This is a genomic window from Streptomyces sp. DSM 106670 (genome assembly GCF_055792845.1).
The window spans coordinates 1,760,210-1,777,778 of record NZ_CM147704.1; the positions used below are offsets into that span (position 1 = coordinate 1,760,210).

General features: G+C 70.9%; 15 protein-coding genes. All 15 read right to left on the reverse strand.

Features of this window, described 5'->3' with window-relative positions:
* Window positions 1-529: 529 nt before the first annotated feature.
* A complete protein-coding gene (locus ACSMXR_RS07690; protein WP_030086687.1) occupies window positions 530-1,681 on the reverse strand; it encodes a DivIVA domain-containing protein in 1,152 nt (383 codons plus the stop codon).
* A gap of 49 nt (window positions 1,682-1,730) precedes the next feature.
* Window positions 1,731-2,015, reverse strand: coding sequence for a YggT family protein (locus ACSMXR_RS07695; RefSeq protein ID WP_006123846.1), 285 nt, complete (start codon window positions 2,013-2,015; stop codon window positions 1,731-1,733).
* Between the two features lie 90 nt (window positions 2,016-2,105).
* Window positions 2,106-2,747, reverse strand: coding sequence for a cell division protein SepF (locus ACSMXR_RS07700; protein WP_030086685.1), 642 nt, complete (start codon window positions 2,745-2,747; stop codon window positions 2,106-2,108).
* Between the two features lie 125 nt (window positions 2,748-2,872).
* Window positions 2,873-3,592, reverse strand: a complete 720-nt coding sequence (locus ACSMXR_RS07705) for a YggS family pyridoxal phosphate-dependent enzyme (protein ID WP_376186078.1) — start codon at window positions 3,590-3,592, stop codon at window positions 2,873-2,875.
* A 6-nt stretch (window positions 3,593-3,598) separates the two neighbouring features.
* Window positions 3,599-4,339 carry a peptidoglycan editing factor PgeF gene (pgeF, locus tag ACSMXR_RS07710; RefSeq protein ID WP_381794429.1) on the reverse strand — a complete coding sequence of 247 codons (741 nt, stop codon included), beginning with the start codon at window positions 4,337-4,339 and terminating at the stop codon, window positions 3,599-3,601.
* Window positions 4,336-5,559: a cell division protein FtsZ gene (gene ftsZ, locus ACSMXR_RS07715; protein ID WP_030086679.1), complete on the reverse strand. Its 1,224-nt coding sequence runs from the start codon at window positions 5,557-5,559 to the stop codon at window positions 4,336-4,338. Before ftsZ ends, pgeF begins: the two co-directional genes overlap by 4 nt.
* Before the next feature lie 276 nt (window positions 5,560-5,835).
* Window positions 5,836-6,630: a cell division protein FtsQ/DivIB gene (locus tag ACSMXR_RS07720; RefSeq protein ID WP_364881428.1), complete on the reverse strand. Its 795-nt coding sequence runs from the start codon at window positions 6,628-6,630 to the stop codon at window positions 5,836-5,838.
* 62 nt (window positions 6,631-6,692) lie between these two features.
* On the reverse strand, window positions 6,693-7,781 hold the full coding sequence (gene murG, locus ACSMXR_RS07725; RefSeq protein ID WP_007451369.1) for an undecaprenyldiphospho-muramoylpentapeptide beta-N-acetylglucosaminyltransferase: 1,089 nt from the start codon (window positions 7,779-7,781) through the stop codon (window positions 6,693-6,695).
* Window positions 7,782-7,787: 6 nt separating this feature from the next.
* Window positions 7,788-9,230: a putative lipid II flippase FtsW gene (gene ftsW, locus ACSMXR_RS07730; protein ID WP_240805936.1), complete on the reverse strand. Its 1,443-nt coding sequence runs from the start codon at window positions 9,228-9,230 to the stop codon at window positions 7,788-7,790.
* 64 nt (window positions 9,231-9,294) lie between these two features.
* Complete coding sequence (murD, locus tag ACSMXR_RS07735) at window positions 9,295-10,737, reverse strand: UDP-N-acetylmuramoyl-L-alanine--D-glutamate ligase (protein WP_218527847.1); 1,443 nt, start codon at window positions 10,735-10,737, stop codon at window positions 9,295-9,297.
* Window positions 10,719-11,789 carry a phospho-N-acetylmuramoyl-pentapeptide-transferase gene (mraY, locus tag ACSMXR_RS07740; protein ID WP_137232675.1) on the reverse strand — a complete coding sequence of 357 codons (1,071 nt, stop codon included), beginning with the start codon at window positions 11,787-11,789 and terminating at the stop codon, window positions 10,719-10,721. Before mraY ends, murD begins: the two co-directional genes overlap by 19 nt.
* Window positions 11,786-13,207, reverse strand: a complete 1,422-nt coding sequence (locus ACSMXR_RS07745) for a UDP-N-acetylmuramoyl-tripeptide--D-alanyl-D-alanine ligase (RefSeq protein ID WP_364881434.1) — start codon at window positions 13,205-13,207, stop codon at window positions 11,786-11,788. Before ACSMXR_RS07745 ends, mraY begins: the two co-directional genes overlap by 4 nt.
* A gap of 4 nt (window positions 13,208-13,211) precedes the next feature.
* Window positions 13,212-14,930: a UDP-N-acetylmuramoyl-L-alanyl-D-glutamate--2,6-diaminopimelate ligase gene (locus ACSMXR_RS07750; RefSeq protein WP_137232677.1), complete on the reverse strand. Its 1,719-nt coding sequence runs from the start codon at window positions 14,928-14,930 to the stop codon at window positions 13,212-13,214.
* A gap of 40 nt (window positions 14,931-14,970) precedes the next feature.
* A complete protein-coding gene (locus ACSMXR_RS07755) occupies window positions 14,971-16,959 on the reverse strand; it encodes a peptidoglycan D,D-transpeptidase FtsI family protein (protein ID WP_137232678.1) in 1,989 nt (662 codons plus the stop codon).
* A 4-nt stretch (window positions 16,960-16,963) separates the two neighbouring features.
* On the reverse strand, window positions 16,964-17,533 hold the full coding sequence (gene ftsL / locus ACSMXR_RS07760) for a cell division protein FtsL (RefSeq protein WP_137232679.1): 570 nt from the start codon (window positions 17,531-17,533) through the stop codon (window positions 16,964-16,966).
* Between the last annotated feature and the right edge of the window lie 36 nt (window positions 17,534-17,569).

A 17,569-nucleotide genomic window follows, 5' to 3' on the forward strand; every position in this document is an offset into this window, starting at 1 on the left:
CGCACCGGCGGTCCGGACCATATCGGTCCCCTCCCGCACCCGAGAAGCGGAGCAGGGCTCGATCAAGCCCCTCCGGCGCCCGAGAAGCGGAACCGGGCCACATCCAACGCCTCCCACACCCCAGAACCCGGACCGGGCCACATCCAGCCCCTCCCACACCCCAGAACCCGGACCGGGCCACATCCAGCCCCTCCCACACCCCAGAACCCGGGCCGCGCCACATCCAGCCCCTCCCACACCCCAGAACCCGGGCCGCGCCACATCCAGCCCCTCCCACACCCCAGAACCCGGGCCGCGCCACATCCAGCCCCTCCTCCACCTCAAAAGCAGAGCCGGGCCACATCCAGCCCCTCCGGCGATTGAGGAGCGGGGTCCGGGGCGGAGCCCCGAAATCAGCCCGTCCGGCGCTTGAGGACAACCCGAGCCCGGCCCGGCTCGCCCCGCCCACGGCAAAGGGCCGGGCCCCGGGAAAACCCGGGGCCCGGCCCTTTGCCTGCCGACGGCTACGCGCTCAGCGAGCGCATACCGCTCAGTTGTCGTCCTCGTCGATCAGAAACCCACGCATCGGCGAAGGCGCCTGCTGCATCGGCTGCGGCGCCTGCGGCCGCACCGGCGCCATCGGCTGCGTCATCGCGGGCGACATCTGCTGCTGGCCGCCGTAGGACGGCGCACCGCCCATGGACTGGCCGCCACCCATCTGCTGGCCACCGTGGCCACCGTGGTTGGAGCCGCCCATGGAGTGACCCATCGCACCCGCACCGGCCGGAGCCAGCGAGGGCGACGGCGGCAGCGAAGCGGCGGCCGGCGTCCGCGGCGGGGCGAGCGAGTCGTCCGCCTGGGTCTCCAGCTGACGCAGCTGGCTCTCCAGGTAGGACTTCAGCCGCGTGCGGTACTCGCGCTCGAAGCCACGCAGGTCCTCGACCTTGCGCTCCAGCGTCGCGCGGGCCGACTCCAGCGAGCCCATCGCCACGCGGTGCTTCTCCTGCGCGTCCCGCTCCAGGGCGTCGGCCTTGGCGCGCGCGTCGCGCTCCAGGCCCTCGGCACGGCTACGGGCCTCGCCGACGATCTTGTTGGCCTCGGAACGGGCCTCCGCGATCGCCTGGTCGGCGGTCTGCTGCGCGAGCGAGAGGACACGGGCGGCGCTGTCGCCACCGGGGCCCTGCCCCTGCTGCTGCATCTGCGGCGGCTGCATCTGCTGCATCTGCTGCTGCTGGGGGTGCTGACCCATGGGGCCGCCCATCGGGCCACCCATGGGACCGCCCTGCATCGGGCCGGGGCCGTGCGGGCCCTGCGGACCGGGGCCGTGGCCGCCCTGGGGGCCGTGGCCACTGGGACCTGCGGGCAGCTGCGGCGCGCCACCGGGCAGCTGGGGCGGACCCATCTGCGGGGGCTGCTGCTGCTGCGGCGGTCCGGATATGGCGGCGGGAACGGGCGCACCGGGGCGGTCCTGCTGCTCCGGAGGCTTGCGCATGCCCTGCTGCTGTTGCTGCTGCTGGTTCTGCGCGGCGGCGCGCGTCGCGGCGGCCAGCTTGGCGCGCAGGTCCTCGTTCTCACGGAGCAGACGGGTCAGCTCCGATTCGACCTCGTCTAGAAAGGCATCGACCTCGTCCTCGTCATAGCCTTCTCGGAGGCGGACGGTCGTGAACTGCTTGTTCCGCACGTCCTCGGGGGTCAACGGCATCTCTTCTTCACCTCTACGTAGTCGTCGGCAGTCGGCAAGACCGTATCGCTCACAACCTGACCACAACGCTGATCAGGATGTAGACGATGATCATCAGAACGAAGAAGGACAGGTCGAGTGCCACGCCCCCGAGACGCAGCGGCGGGATGAATCGCCGCAGAAGCTTGAGCGGTGGATCGGTGACAGTGTAGGTGGCCTCAAGTACGACCACCATCGCCTTGCCGGGTTGCCATGAACGTGCGAACTGGAAGACATAGTCCATGACCAGCCGGAAGATCAGCACGATGAGGAAACACATCAGCGCGATATAGACCACATCCAGTGCGACGCCCATGTCCCGCGGTTCCCTCTCCCCTGGCTCTCGTAGCTCCGGCCTCGTGGCCGGCACCGGCCTCTCGGCCGGGTTGTTCCCGGTGTCGTGTTCTCAGCTCTGGTTGAAGAATCCGCCCTCTGCGATGCGGGCCTTGTCCTCCGCCGTGACATCGACGTTAGCAGGCGACAACAGGAACACCTTCTGCGTCACGCGTTCAATGCTGCCATGGAGACCGAAGACGAGTCCCGCGGCAAAGTCGACAAGTCGCTTTGCGTCCGTATCGTCCATCTCCGTGAGATTCATGATCACCGGAGTGCCCTCACGGAAGTGTTCCCCGATGGTACGGGCCTCGTTGTAGGTCCTGGGGTGCAGCGTGGTGATGCGGTACGGCTCCCGCTCGGACACGACCTTGGGCATGATCACCGGTGCGTTCTTCTCCATGTTCGGGCGTTCAGGTGTGATGGATGCCACGGGGGCGATTCGGGCGGGTCGCCCGCTTTCCGCGGGGAGCTGAACCGGCTCGCGCTGGGCGGGCGGTTGCACCACTCGTACCGGTTCGTCCCTTTCGCGCTCACGCTCGCGATCCCGCTCGCGTTCCCGCTCCACCTGGTGCGGGGGCTGGTGCCGCCGCCGGTCGCGCTCGGGCTCCGGCTCAGGTTCGAATTCGTCATCGGGGTCGAACCCCGGACCGTCGTACCCATCGTCCTCCACGAGGCCGAGGTAGACCGCCATCTTGCGCATCGCGCCGGCCATGCTCCGAGTCCTCCGCTCTGTGGTGGATCGGCATTCGTCACCAAGTGCCCGCGATCCACGGTGGTCTGTCCGCTATGAGCGGTAATGACCATATTTTCTGCTGTGGTCCGACTTGCTTCGCGACGTTACCCGAGCCGGGGTCGGACTCCGAGTACCGCCGTACCGACGCGTACATGTGTCGCTCCGGCCGCCACCGCGTCCTCCAGGTCCCCGCTCATACCTGCGGAGACCATGTTCGCAGCCGGATGACCGGCGCGCAGGCGGGATGAGATTTCCATCAGCCGGTCGAACGCGGCCCGTTGCCGGCCGGCGTACTCCCCGGCCAGCGGCGCCACGGTCATCAGTCCGTCGAGCCGGAGTCCGGGAGCCGCGTCGATCGCGGCCGCCAACTCCTCGACCCCGTCCGGCGCGACACCGCCGCGCTCACCGCGCTCGCCGCTCCCCGCGTCCAGGGCGACCTGGATCAGACAGCCGAGCTCGCGCTCCCCGCGCACCGCGGCGGCGGAGAGAGCGGTGACCAGCTTGGCGCGGTCCACCGACTGCACGACATCGGCATAACTGGTCACAGAACGAACCTTGTTCGTCTGCAATTGTCCGACAAAGTGCCATGTCAGCGAAAGATCCGCACAAGCGGTGGCTTTGGGGGCCGCGTCCTGGTCACGATTCTCCGCGACATGGCGCACACCGAGTTCATGCAGGATCCGCACATCGCTCGCGGGGTAGGTCTTGGTGACCACGATCAGGGTCACTTCCTCGCGCTTGCGACCGGCGGCGGCGCAGGAGGAGGCGATCCTTTCCTCCACCTGTGCCAGATTCGCGGCGAGTTGAGCCTTACGGTCCGTCATGCCCTATCAGTCCAACCAGACATATCCGGCGAGCCGCCCGGTGGTGCGGTCGCGGCGGTACGAGAAGTGGTCGCCCGATTCGAGGGTGCAGTACGGCGAGGAGTGCCGGTCCGTCACCCCGAGGGCGGCGAGCTGGGCGTGGACTCCGCCGGTGACGTCGACCGCCGGGGTGCCCCAGCTGGTCTCGGACCAGGTGCCGGGGACGGCCTCGGCGACCTCGGCCCGCATCGCCTCGGGCACTTCGTAGCACCGTCCGCAGACGGCCGGTCCGGTGTGCGCGGTGATCCGGGAGGGTAGTGCGCCGAGCGCGGCCATGGCCTCGACCACCGCCGGCACGACTCCGGCGACCAGCCCCGGCCGCCCGGCGTGCGCCGCCCCGACGACTCCGGCGACCGGGTCGGCGAGCAGGACGGGGGTGCAGTCGGCGGTGAGGACCGCGAGCGGCAGCCCGCGCCGGGCGGTCACCACCGCGTCCACGGCCGGGATCTCCGCGTCCGCGCCCCAGGGCCCGTCCACCACCGCGACGTCCCGGCCGTGCACCTGGTTCATCCAGACGACGCGGGCCGGGTCGATGCCGAGGTCGCGGGCCGCGCGCTCGCGATTCGCGCCGACGGCGGCGGGGTCGTCACCGACCGCGCCGCCGAGGTTGAGTTCACCGTACGGAGCGGCGCTCACTCCGCCCCACCGGTCGGTGAAGGCGAAATGAGCGCTGCCCGTGACGGATGCCGCCCGATGCTGACCTATCACTTCAAGAAGTCCGGTACGTCCAGCTCTTCGGCCTGGGTGTCCTGGTAGGGACGGGCCGGCGGGACGTGCGGCGGAGAGACCTGCGGCAGCGCGCTCTCGCTCGAAGCCGACGCGGGGGCGGGCTCGGCCGGGGCCGGGCTCTCCTCGCGCGGAGGTACGGAACCGAGTCCGCCCGTCGGACGTGCGGGCTCGACGGAGGACCTGACCGGGGCGGCCGGCTCCTCGCGCTTGTTGCTGTTGGCGCCGAGGACGTTCTCCCGGCGGGCCGGCGGCTGTCCGCCGTCGAAGCCCGCGGCGATCACGGTGACCCGCACCTCGTCGCCCAGGGCGTCGTCGATGACGGCGCCGAAGATGATGTTGGCCTCGGGGTGCGCCGCCTCGCTCACCAGCTGGGCGGCCTCGTTGATCTCGAAGAGACCGAGGTCGCTGCCGCCGGAGATGGAGAGCAGGACACCGCGGGCGCCGTCGATGGAGGCTTCCAGGAGGGGCGAGGAGATCGCCATCTCCGCGGCCGCCACCGCGCGGTCGTCGCCGCGCGCCGAGCCGATGCCCATGAGCGCCGATCCGGCCTCGGACATGACCGACTTGACGTCGGCGAAGTCGAGGTTGATCAGACCCGGGGTGGTGATGAGGTCGGTGATGCCCTGGACACCCGAGAGCAGCACCTGGTCGGCCGACTTGAACGCGTCGAGCACGCTGACCTGGCGGTCCGAGATGGACAGCAGGCGGTCGTTGGGAATGACGATGAGGGTGTCGACCTCTTCGCGGAGTTCGGCGATGCCGTCCTCCGCCTGGTTCGCGCGTCGCCGGCCCTCGAAGGTGAACGGGCGGGTGACCACGCCGATCGTCAGGGCGCCGAGCGAGCGCGCGATGTTGGCGACGACGGGTGCGCCGCCGGTGCCGGTGCCGCCGCCCTCTCCGGCGGTGACGAAGACCATGTCGGCCCCCTTGAGGACCTCCTCGATCTCCTCACGGTGGTCCTCTGCCGCCTTACGACCGACGGCCGGGTTCGCCCCGGCGCCGAGGCCCCGGGTGAGTTCGCGGCCGACGTCGAGCTTGACGTCGGCGTCGCTCATCAACAGGGCTTGTGCGTCCGTGTTGATCGCGATGAACTCGACGCCCTTGAGACCGACCTCGATCATTCGGTTGATGGCATTGACACCACCGCCGCCGACACCGATGACCTTGATGACTGCGAGGTAGTTCTGCGGTGCTGCCACGTCGAAGGCCTCTCGCCTCGAGTTACGTGTCGTCGCTCTGCGGTGGCCCCGCGGCGACGACTGATGTCGATGGGGACGGTCCGAACGCCGACCCAAACCCTAACGCTGAAGTTTAGGGTTACCAGTGTGTCTGCTTCCTGGACTCTTCCGAACAGGACACTAAGTCGACAAGTGGCGCACGTTCAACGAACACGCCGAACCTCCCGTTTTTCTTTTCACCCTATGTGATCACCCGTAGCGCTGACCAACCAGGGTGCTGGCCAGCACAAATACCCGTCAACTCGCCGATACCGCCGGGGCGGTGGGAGCGCTTACGTCGAAGTGTCCCGCTTTGGGGGCGGCTTTCATGAGCGCGCCGAGCACCCGTGCCTTCACCGGCCCGTCCTCGCCGCTCCCCCAGGTCACCACACGATCGCGGGTGAGCCGCAAGGAGATCGCGTCGTACGAGGTGACGCGGACGGCCTCGGTGTCCCGGGCGACGCCCGCCGGAAGGTCGCCGGCCACCCGCACCGCTTCCCGCAACAGACGGTCACCGCCGAAGCGGCGCAGGCTCGCGGACGGTTCGGGGGTCAGCTCCAGCAGGGGCACGCCCTTCGGCGCCTTGTCCACGGTGGCGAAGCGCACGCCCTCGGCATCCACTTCCACGAACTCGCCGTCCTTTTCGACGAGCAGGACCGGCTTCCGTTCGGTCACCTTAAGGCCGATGCCGTGCGGCCAGGACCGAACGACATCAACTGTGTCGATACGAGGCAACTTCTGGCGCAACCGGCGCTCCATGGCGTCGGTGTCCACGGAGACCAGTGGGGCGCCGATCGGAGCGGCGGCAACCGCTTCCACTTCTTCGCGGGTCAGGACCTCGACGCCGCTCGTGGTGACCTTCTCGACGCGGAGCCAGGAGGAGCCGTAGAGCACCCAGACCACGAACGCGGCGAGCAGGGCGGCCGCTACGCCGATCAGGATCAGCAGCAGACGGCGGCTGATCCGGGGCCCCTCGGGGCCGATGTGCGGCGGGCGGGCGGAGGTGTCCGCCCGCCCGGGTGCGCCGCGCTGGGCGGTCGTCGGTCCGGCCACGCTCGCTCCTTCGCCGGACCCGGGGCGCCCGCCCCGGGTCCGCACCGCATCGCGCCGTACGCCTAACGGCGTGCGGCGATCGCTTCGTACACCATGCCGACGAGCAGGTCGTCGGCATCGCGCCGGCCGAACTCGGCCGCGGCGCGGGACATTTCGTACAGCCGGTGGGGGTCCGACAGTACCGGCAGGACGTTGCCCTGCACCCATTCCGGGGTGAGCGCCGCGTCGTCCACCAGCAGGCCGCCGCCGGCGTTGACCACCGGCTGGGCGTTGAGCCGCTGTTCGCCGTTGCCGATGGGCAGCGGGACGTAGGCGGCGGGGAGCCCGACGGCGGAGAGTTCGGCGACGGTCATCGCGCCCGCGCGGCAGAGCATCATGTCGGCCGCGGCGTACGCGAGGTCCATCCGGTCCACGTACGGTACCGGGATGTAGGGCGGCATTCCGGGCATGTTGTCGATCCGCGGCAATTCGTTCTTCGGGCCGACCACATGGAGGATCTGGATCCCGGAGCGCTGGAGCAGCGGCGCGACCCGCTGGACGACCTCGTTGAGGTGGCGCGCGCCCTGCGAGCCGCCGGAGACCAGCAGCGTGGGCAGGTTGGGGTCGAGGCCGAAGGAGGCGCGGGCCTCCGGGCGGACCCGGGCGCGGTCCAGGGTGGCGATGGTGCGGCGCAGCGGGATGCCGATGTAGCGGGCGCCGCGCAGCTTGCTGTCCGGGGTGGAGACGGCGACCCCGTGGGCGTAGCGCGAGCCGATCTTGTTGGCCAGGCCCGGGCGGGCGTTGGCCTCGTGGACCACGATCGGCACACCGGCCCGCTTGGCGGCCAGATAGCCGGGCAGCGCGACGTAGCCGCCGAAGCCGACCACGCAGTCCGCCTTGGTGCGCTCCAGGATCTGCTCGGCCGCCTTGATGGTGCCGCGCAGCCGGCCCGGGACGGTGATCAGTTCGGGCGTGGGCTTACGGGGCAGCGGCACCGCGGGGATGAGCGCCAGCTCGTACCCCCGCTCGGGCACGAGCCTGGTCTCCAGTCCGCGTTCCGTGCCGAGGGCAGTGATTCCCACGGTCGGGTCCTGCCTGCGCAGGGCGTCTGCGAGGGCAAGCGCGGGCTCGATGTGTCCGGCGGTCCCCCCGCCGGCGAGTACGACATGCACCGAAATTCACCGCTCTCCGGACGAACGCTTCTTGACGCGCCGTCTCATCGTCTTCCATCTCACCCCGGGCCTCCGCATGGCCAGGGCCGCCTTCGCGGCGGGATCCTCCCGTGCGAAGGCGATCATCAGCCCGACCGCGAACATCGTCGGCAGCAGGGCCGACCCCCCGTAGGAGAACAGCGGGAGCGGAACCCCGGCGATCGGCAACAGGCCGAGCACCGCACCGATGTTGATCACGGCCTGGGCCGTGATCCACGTGGTCACGCCTCCCGCGGCATACCTCACGAAGGGGTCCTCCGTGCGTCCGGCCACGCGGATACCCGCATAGCCTAGAGCCGCGAACAGGGCGAGCACGGACAGCGTCCCTGCCAGACCCAGTTCCTCACCGGTGATCGCGAAGATGAAGTCGGTGTGGGGTTCCGGGAGTTGACCCCATTTTTCCACACTCGCACCCAGCCCGGAACCGAACCATCCGCCGGACGCCAGAGCATAGATTCCGTGGGCGGCCTGCCAGCAGCCGCCCTCCGGATCGGGTTCGCTCACGCCCATGCAGGCGAGCCGGGACATGCGGTTGGGGCTGGTTCTGATCAGCAGGAACGCGAGGACGGCGGCGAAGCCGAGGACTCCGGCGAAGAGCCGGGTGGGGGCGCCGGCCAGCCAGAGCAGACCGAACAGGATCGCCGTGAGAATGATCGCGGTTCCCATGTCGCCGCCGAGCATGATCAGTCCGAGCAGCATGAAGGCGACCGGGACGAGCGGCACGAGCATGTGCTTCCACTGCGTCAGCAACCGCTTGTCCTGCTTGCGGGCCAGCAGGTCGGCGCCCCACAGGATGAGGGCCAGCTTGCCGAACTCGCTGGGCTGGAGCTGGAACGGGCCGCCCAGGTAGAGCCAGTTCTGGTTGCCGTTGACCGACATCCCTATCCCCGGCACCTGGACCAGGATCATCAGGAAGACGGTGACCATCAGTATCGGGTAGGCCAGCGCCCGGTGGAGCTTCACGGGCATCCGGGCCGCGATCAGCATCAGCCCGCCGCCGATGACGGCGGCGAGGAACTGCTTGCCGAAGAAGTACGTCGCGGGCTTGCTGATGTCCAGCGCCTTGATCATCGAGGCGGAGTAGACCATCACCAGGCCCAGCACGGTGATCAGGAGGCTGGAGCCGAGGATCACGTAATAGGCGGTCAGCGGCCGGTCCCAGGCCCGCCGTGCCCGCTCGTAGGCCCGGCGCGGTCCACCGCCGCGCCCGGAGCGCGGGGTACGGGAGCCGGAGCCGCCGCGTCCGGAACCGCGCGGTGTCTCGGGGCGCCGGGCGCCGGTGGCGAGGCGGCCGCGCAGGGCGAGCCCGGGGGGCAGCGGTACGCCGGCGGGTGCGGGCGCCGCGAGGGGGCGGGGTACCGAGGCCCGTGCGCTCTCCCGCCGTACGGCGAATCTCTCGTCGGCCGGCATTGTCGCTGTCCCCTCCACTGCTCGTGCCCGGGGCCGGTGACCCCGGGCGCGGAGGCCCGGTCGGTCAGGCGCTCTCGTCGGCGCGTGCGCGGACCGCGTCCGCGAACGCCTCGCCCCGCTTGTTGTAGTTGGTGAACATGTCCATCGAGGCACAGGCCGGGGCCAGCAGTACCGTATCGCCCGGCCGGGCGAGCTCGGCGGCCCGCGCGACCGCTTCGGACATCGCCCCAGTGTCGGTCCGGTCGAGGTCGACCACCGGGACTTCGGGGGCGTGTCGCGTCAGGGCTTCGTGGATCAGCGCCCGGTCGGCGCCCATCAGTACGACACCGCGCAGCCGCTTCGCCGCGCCGATGACCAGTTCGTCGAAGGTGGCGCCCTTGGCCAGTCCGCCGGCGATCCAGACGATGGAGTCGTAGGCGGCCAGCGAGGCCTCGGTGGCGTGGGTGTTGGTGGCCTTGGAGTCGTCCACGTAGGCGACTTCGCCGATGTCCGCGACGTGTTCGATGCGGTGGGCGTCCGGCCGGAAGGCGCGCAGTCCGTCGCGTACGGCGGCCGGTTCCACGCCGAAGGCGCGGGCGAGGGCGGCGGCCGCGAGGGCGTTGGCGATGTTGTGCGGGGCCGGCGGGGTGACGTCGCTGACCTCGGCCAGCTCCTGGGCCTGCTTCTGGCGGTTGGCGACGAACGCCCGGTCGACGAGGATGCCGTCGACCACGCCGAGCTGTGAGGGGCCGGGGGCGCCGAGGGTGAAGCCGATGGCCCGGCAGCCCTCTTCGACGTCGGCCTCGCGGACCAGGTCCTCGGTGGCGGGGTCGGCCACGTTGTAGACGCAGGCCACGGTGTTGCCCTCGTAGACGCGGCCCTTGTCGGCGGCGTACGCCTCCATCGAGCCGTGCCAGTCGAGGTGGTCCGGCGCCAGGTTGAGGACGGCGGCGGAGTGGGCGCGCAGCGAGGGCGCCCAGTGCAGCTGGTAGCTGGAGAGTTCGACGGCGAGGACGTCGTACTCCGTATCGCCGAGGACCGCGTCCAGCAGCGATACGCCGATGTTGCCGACGGCCGCGGTGCGCAGGCCCGCCGCCTCCAGGATGGAGGCCAGCATGCGCACGGTGGTGGTCTTGCCGTTGGTGCCGGTGACCGCGAGCCAGGGCGCGGCCTTGCGGCCGTTGTCGCCGCGCAGGCGCCAGGCCAGTTCGACATCGCCCCAGACCGGGACGCCCGCCTCGGCGGCAGCCAGGAAGAGCGGCTTGTCCGGCTGCCAGCCGGGGGCGGTGACGACGAGTTCCGTGGACGGCGGCAGGGTCGCGCCGTCGCCGAGGCGCACGGCGATGCCGAGCGCCTCCAGTTCGGCCGCCTGCGCGCGGGCGCGTTCGTCGTCGCCGTCGTTGACTACGGTGACGAGCGCGCCGCGCTCGTGCAGGGCGCGGGCGGCGGGGATGCCGCTGACGCCGAGCCCGGCGACGGTGACGTGCTTGCCCTGCCAGTCCACGGTGCTCACTTCTTGGCTGCCCATCCCGCGTAGAAGAGGCCGAGGCCGACGATCACGCACATGCCCTGGATGATCCAGAAGCGGACCACGACAAGGACCTCGGACCACCCCTTGAGTTCGAAGTGGTGCTGGAGCGGCGCCATCCGGAAGACCCGCTTGCCGGTCATCTTGAACGAACCGACCTGGATGACCACGGACATGGTGATCATCACGAAGAGGCCGCCGAGGATGGCGAGCAGGAACTCGGTGCGGGACAGGATCGCGAGGCCCGCGAGGGCGCCGCCGAGGGCGAGCGAGCCGGTGTCGCCCATGAAGATCTTGGCGGGCGAGGTGTTCCACCACAGGAAGCCGAAACAGGCGCCCATCAGCGCGGCGGCGACGACGGCGAGGTCGAGCGGGTCGCGTACCTCGAAACAGGCGCTCGGGTTGGTCAGGTTGTCCGCGTTGGCGCAGGACTCCTGGAACTGCCAGAGGCCGATGAAGGTGTAGGCGCCGAAGACCATCACCGAGGCGCCGGTGGCCAGTCCGTCGAGGCCGTCGGTGAGGTTCACGCCGTTGGACATGGCGAGGATCATGAACAGCGCCCAGACGCAGAACAGCACCGGGCCGATCGACCAGCCGAAGTCCTCGACGAACGAGAGCCGGGTGGAGGCGGGGGTGTATTCCATGGAGTTGGGGAACTGGAGCGAGAGCACCGCGAAGGCGATGCCGACGATCAGCTGCCCGGCCATCTTCGCCTTGGCCCGCAGACCCAGCGAACGCTGCTTGACGATCTTGATGTAGTCGTCGAGGAAGCCGACGAGGCCCATCCCGGCCATGAGGAACAGCACGAGGAGGCCGGAGTAGCGGATGTCCTCACCCGTGATGACCTTCGCGAGAAGGTACGCGACGATCGTCGCCAGGATGAAGGCGATGCCGCCCATCGTGGGCGTGCCCTTCTTGCTGCCGTGCGTGCGCGGGCCGTCGTCCCGGATGAACTGGCCGTAGCCCTTGCGGGCCAGCAGCTTGATCAGCAGCGGAGTACCGACCAGGGTCAGAAAGAGCCCGATGGCCCCCGCGAAGAGGATCTGCCTCATCGGCCGGCGACCTCGCCCTCGGTCGAGTTCTCCAGCAGTGCCAGGGCGACCTTCTCCAGGCCGACCGACCGGGACGCCTTCACCAGCACGACGTCTCCCGGGCGCAGTTCACTGCGCAACAGGTCGACGGCCGCCTGTGCGTCGGACACGTGCACCGACTCCTCACCCCACGAACCCTCGTTATATGCGCCCAGTTGCAGCCAGGAGGCTTCTCTCCCCCCGACAGCGACGAGCTTGCTGACGTTGAGCCGGACGGCGAGCCGTCCGACCGCGTCGTGCTCGGCGAGCGACGCGTCACCGAGCTCGGCCATCTGACCGAGCACCGCCCAGGTGCGCCCCCCGTCGGCCCCTCGGGCCTGGCCCATGGCAGCCAGCGCACGCAGTGCGGCTCTCATGGATTCGGGGTTCGCGTTGTAGGCGTCGTTGACGACCGTCACACCGTCCCCGCGCTCGGTGACCTCCATGCGCCAGCGGGAGAGGGTGCCCGCCTCCGAGAGCGCCTCGGCGATCTCGGTCACGGACATGCCCAACTCATGGGCGACGGCGGCCGCGGCGAGCGCGTTCGACACGTGGTGCTCACCGTACAGGCGCATGGTCACGTCGCTGCACCCGGTGGGTGTGTGGAGCTCGAACGCGGGCCGTCCGTCGGGGGTCATCCTGACCTTCTCGCCCCGTACGTCCGCTTCCGGGGCTTCTCCGAAGAGCAGGACGCGGGCCTTGGTGCGCGAGGCCATGGCGCGGACGAGCGGGTCGTCCGCGTTGAGCACGGCGCAGCCGTCCTCGGGCAGCACCTCGACCAGCTCGCCCTTGGCCTGGGCGATGGCCTCCCGGCTGCCGAACTCGCCGAGGTGGGCGGAGCCGACGTTCAGGACGAGGCCGATCCGGGGCGGGGTGAGGTCGGCCAGGTAGTGGATGTGGCCGATGCCGCGGGCGCCCATCTCCAGGACCAGGTGCTCGGTCTCGGCGGTGGCCGTCAGCGCCGTGATGGGCAGTCCGATCTCGTTGTTGAGGGAGCCGGGCGTCCAGACGGTCGGGCCCTTGCGCTGGAGGAGCTGCGCGATCAGGTCCTTGGTGGACGTCTTGCCGGCGGAGCCGGTGAGGCCGACGACGGTGGTGCCGAGGCGTTCCACGACGGCGCGGGCGAGGGCTCCGAGCGCGCCGACGACGTCGTCCACGACGATCGCCGGAACGCCGACGGGACGGGCCGCCAGTACGGCTGCCGCGCCCGCCTCGACGGCGCGCTGGGCGTAGTCGTGGCCGTCGACCCGTTCGCCGGCGAACGCGGCGAACAGGCTGCCGGACACGACCTCGCGGGAGTCGATGACGACGGGTCCGGTCACGGTGACTGCCGGATCCGGTATGTCGTACGACTGCCCGCCGACGATTTCGGCGATCTCGGCGAGGGAAAGGGTGATCACTTGGTCATCCCTGACTGTTGTTCTCGTGGTGAGGGGCACGGTCCGCGGCGCCGGGGCGCGTCAGGGACCGCTCGATGGCTGCGTGCAGGACCTTGCGGTCGTCGAAGGGGCGTACCACCCCGTGGATGTCCTGGCCCTGTTCGTGCCCCTTGCCCGCGACGAGGACGGTGTCGCCGGGTTCGGCGCGGGCGACGGCGGCGGCGATGGCCGAGGCGCGGTCGGCGTCGACCAGCACGTCGCCGCGCTCGTGGACGGGCACTTCGGCGGCGCCGGAGAGCATCGCGGCGAGGATCGCGAGGGGGTCCTCGGAGCGGGGGTTGTCGGAGGTCAGTACGGCGGTGTCGGCGAGCCGGGCCGCGGCGGCGCCCATCGGGCCGCGTTTGGTGGTGTCGCGGTCGCCGCCGCAGCCGAGGACGATGTGCACCTTGCCCTCGGTGACCTTGCGCAGGGAGCGCAGGACGGACTCGACGGCGTCGGTCTTGTGCGCGTAGTCGACGACGGCGAGGTAGGGCTGTCCGGCGTCCACCCGCTCCAGCCGGCCCGGGACTCCGGGGACGGCGGCGACGCCGTCGGCGGCGATCTGCGGGTCGACGCCCGCGACGGCCAGCGTGACGATCGCGGCGAGGGTGTTGGCGACGTTGAACGGGCCGGGCAGCGGGGCGCGGGCGGTGATCCGCTCGCCCTTGGGGCCGACGGCGGTGAAGGTGCTGTCCTGCGGTCCGACCTCGACGTCCTCGGCGTGCCAGTCGGCGTCCGGGTGGCCCTCGGCGGAGAAGCTGGTGACCGGCACCCCGGACTCGGTGAGGAGCCTGCGGCCGTACTCGTCGTCGAAGTTCACGACGCCGCGGTGGCTGCGCTCGGGGGTGAAGAGCCGCGCCTTGGCCTGGAAGTAGTCCTCCATGCCGGAGTGGAACTCCATGTGCTCCGGGCTGAGGTTGTTGAAGACGGCGACGTCGAAGACGCAGCCGTCGACCCGGCCGAGCACCAGGGCGTGGCTGGAGACCTCCATCGCGACGGCCTCGACACCGCGTTCGCGCATGACGGCGAACAGCGCCTGGAGGTCGGTGGCTTCGGGGGTGGTGCGCTCGGACTTGATGCGCTCGTCGCCGATCCGCATCTCGACGGTGCCGATCAGCCCGGTGGGCCGTCCGGCGGCACGCAGTCCGCCCTCGACGAGGTACGCGGTGGTGGTCTTGCCGGAGGTTCCGGTGATGCCGATCTGGAGGAGGCCGATGCCGGGCCGCCCGTAGATGTCGGCGGCCAGCTCGCCCATCACGGCGCGCGGGTTCTCGGTGACCAGGACCGGCAGGCCGGTGGCGGCGGCGCGTTCGGCGCCGGCGGGGTCGGTGAGGACGGCGGCGGCGCCGAGGCCGGCGGCCTGGGCGGCGAAGTCGGCGCCGTGGAGGCGGGCGCCGGGCAGGGCCGCGTACACGTCGCCGGGGCGCACGGCCCGTGAGTCGTGCGTGATGCCGGTGATCTCACCGGACCCGGCCGTTTCGACGCCGAGCCGGCCGGCCAGCTCGCCGAGAGGGGTGGGCCGGAGCCGGTCCGGTCGGGGCGCTCCCGGGTAGGTCACAGGCGCGTCCTTCTGAGAGGTTTGGGACTGATCAGCGTGGGGCACGGCGGTGAGCGTACCGGGCCGGTGCGGGCTCTCGCGAAGCGAGGCACCCTGGTTCCGGCGGTTCTCGTTCCGGTTCCCGGGATCGGGGGTGATGGTTGTCACTGAGGGTTCCCTTGGAGGAGATGCTCGCGCATCCCCGTGTTCACTCGCCGGGCTTGAAGGACACCGGCAGCCGGGGCGGCTCGCTGCCGGACGGGGGGGTCTGGAGCGTCTTGAGCGCGAACTCCATGACCTGCTTGTAGATCGGGCCGCAGATCTGGCCGCCGAAGTAGCTGCCCTTGGTGGGGTTCTGGATCGCGCAGTAGACGGTGACCTGCGGATTGTCGGCGGGGGCGAAGCCCGCGAAGGAGGCGGTGTAGCCCTTGTAGACACCGCGGACGGGGTCGACCCGGTTGGCGGTGCCGGTCTTGCCCGCGACCCGGTAGCCGGGGATGGCGGCCTTGGTGCCGGTCCCCTCGGTGTCGTCGACCACGGACTCCAGCATGGTCGCCAGGGTCTTGGCGGTCTTCTCGCTGACCACCCGGTTCTCCTCGGGCGCCTCGGCCGGGGTGAAGCGGCCGTCGGAGCCCTTGGTTCCGCGTACGAGGGTGGGGGCGACCCGTACGCCTCCGTTGGCGACCGTGGAGTAGACCGAGGCGGCCTGGACGGCGTTGATGGAGAGGCCCTGGCCGAAGGGGATCGTGTACTGCTGCGAGGTCGACCAGTCCTTCGGGTGGGCCAGCAGGCCGGGCGACTCGCCGGGGTAGCCGAGCCCGGTCTTCTTGCCGAGGCCGAACTTCCGCAGGTAGTCGTAGAGGACCTGGTTCGACTCCGCCTGGGTCTTGCCGAGCTGACCGGTCGCCAGGATGGTGCCGATGTTGCTGGACTTGGCGAGGACCCCGTTGAGCGTGAGGTACCAGGTGGGGTGGTCGACGTCGTCCTTGAAGAGCCGGTCGCCGCGGTGCAGCCGGTTGGGGACGGTGACGTGGGTGCCGGGCGTGGCGGCCCCCTCCTCCAGCACGGCGGCCATGGACATGACCTTGCTGGTGGAGCCGGGCTCGTACACGTCCTGGAGGGCCGCGTTGCCGAGGGACGCCGAGGTGGCCTGGGAGAGGTCGTTGGGGTCGTAGCCGGGGGCGTTGGCCATGGCCAGCAGTTCGCCGGTCCTGGTGTTCTGCACGATGACGTAGCCGCGGTCGGCCTTGGACTTGGCGACCTGGTCGCTGATGGCCTTCTGGGCGGCCCACTGGATGTCACGGTCGATGGTCAGCTCGACGTCGGAGCCGGGGACGGCCGGGATCTCGCTGCTGCCCGCGGTGGGGACGCGGCGGCCGCCGGCCTGGGCGTAGCGGATCTTGCCGTCCTCGCCCGCCAGTTCCTTGTTGAGCTGTGACTCCAGGCCGCCGCCGCCCTTGCCGTCGTCGCTGACGAATCCCAGTATCCCGGCGGCGAGATCCCCGTTGGGGTAGACGCGCTTGGTGGTGGGCTCCTGGAGGACGCCGGCCAGCACGTTGGCTCCGGGGCCGCCGTTGAGCTTGTCCTCGGACGCCTTCTCGGCGAAGACGGTCTTGAGGTCCTTGATCTGCTTCCAGACCTGGGGCGTCTGCCGGTAGGCGAGGACGGTGTAGCGCGACTTGGGCGTCGAGAGCTTCTTGACCAGCTCGTCGACGTCCTTGCCGAGGATCGGGGCGAGCAGGGCGGCGGCCTGCTGGGGCGCGTCGGGGGCCTTGCTGTCCTCGGGCGTGAACATCTTCGGGTCGGCGGTGATGTTGTGCGCGTCCACGCTGGTGGCGAGGGCGACGCCCTTGCGGTCGGTGATCTCGCCGCGCTCGGCGGCGACCGTGTACTCCAGGTAGCGGTTCTTCTCGGCCTTGGCCGCGTACGCGCTGGCGTCGACGGCCTGGACCTGGAGCAGCCGGGCCACGAAGGCCAGCATGACCAGCGTCAGCCCGAGGCTGACGAGCCGCAGCCGGGGGCGCGGGCTGCCCAGGCGCAAGGAGCGCGGGGTACCTCCGCGCGCGGTGGTGCGCCCCGGGGCGGGGCGGGGGCGGCGGGCCGGTGGGCGTGCGCCGGAGCGGCCGGAGCCCTGTCCCGCGTTACGGGGGCGGGCCGGTCCGGGTACGCGGCGGCGCGGCGGTTCCTTGGGCGGCACTGCGTCACCTGCCGGGGCTCGTCGGGGGCGGGCTGTTCTCCGCCGAGGGGGCGGCTGCGGGGTCGGGGCCGGTCGCGGACACGGATCCGGAGGGCGACGGGGAGCCGGAGGTTCCGGCCGGGGCCCCGGCCGCGGGGGCGTCGGGGTCCGGGGTGGCGTCGGTGCTCGGGGTGGGGCTGGGGCTGGGGCTGGGCGACGGCGGGGCGGTGGCCTCGGCCGGGTCGCCGCGAACCGTGCCGTCGGGGTTCAGGAAGGCGGGGCTGCCGCCGGGGACCATGCCCAGCTCCCGGGCGCGCTTCTCCAGGGCGTCGGGCTGGGAGCGGCTGTCGACGTCGCGCTGGAGGGCCTGCTGCTCGTCGGTGAGCTCGGTGGTGTCCCGCTTCAGCTCGCTGAGCCTGAACGATCCTTCGTTGAGGGCGGAGTTCAGCAGGAGCAGGGTGATGAGCCCGCCGCCCAGGAGCAGGACGACCAGCAGGACGAAGGGCGTGCGGGCCGCGGTGCTGGGCCCGGTGGACGGCATCAGCCGGGCGAGCCGCGCGGCCCGTCCCTTCAGCGGTGCGGCCGGTTTGCTCACCCCTCGACTCCCCCGGTGCGGTGCCGGGCCCCGGTG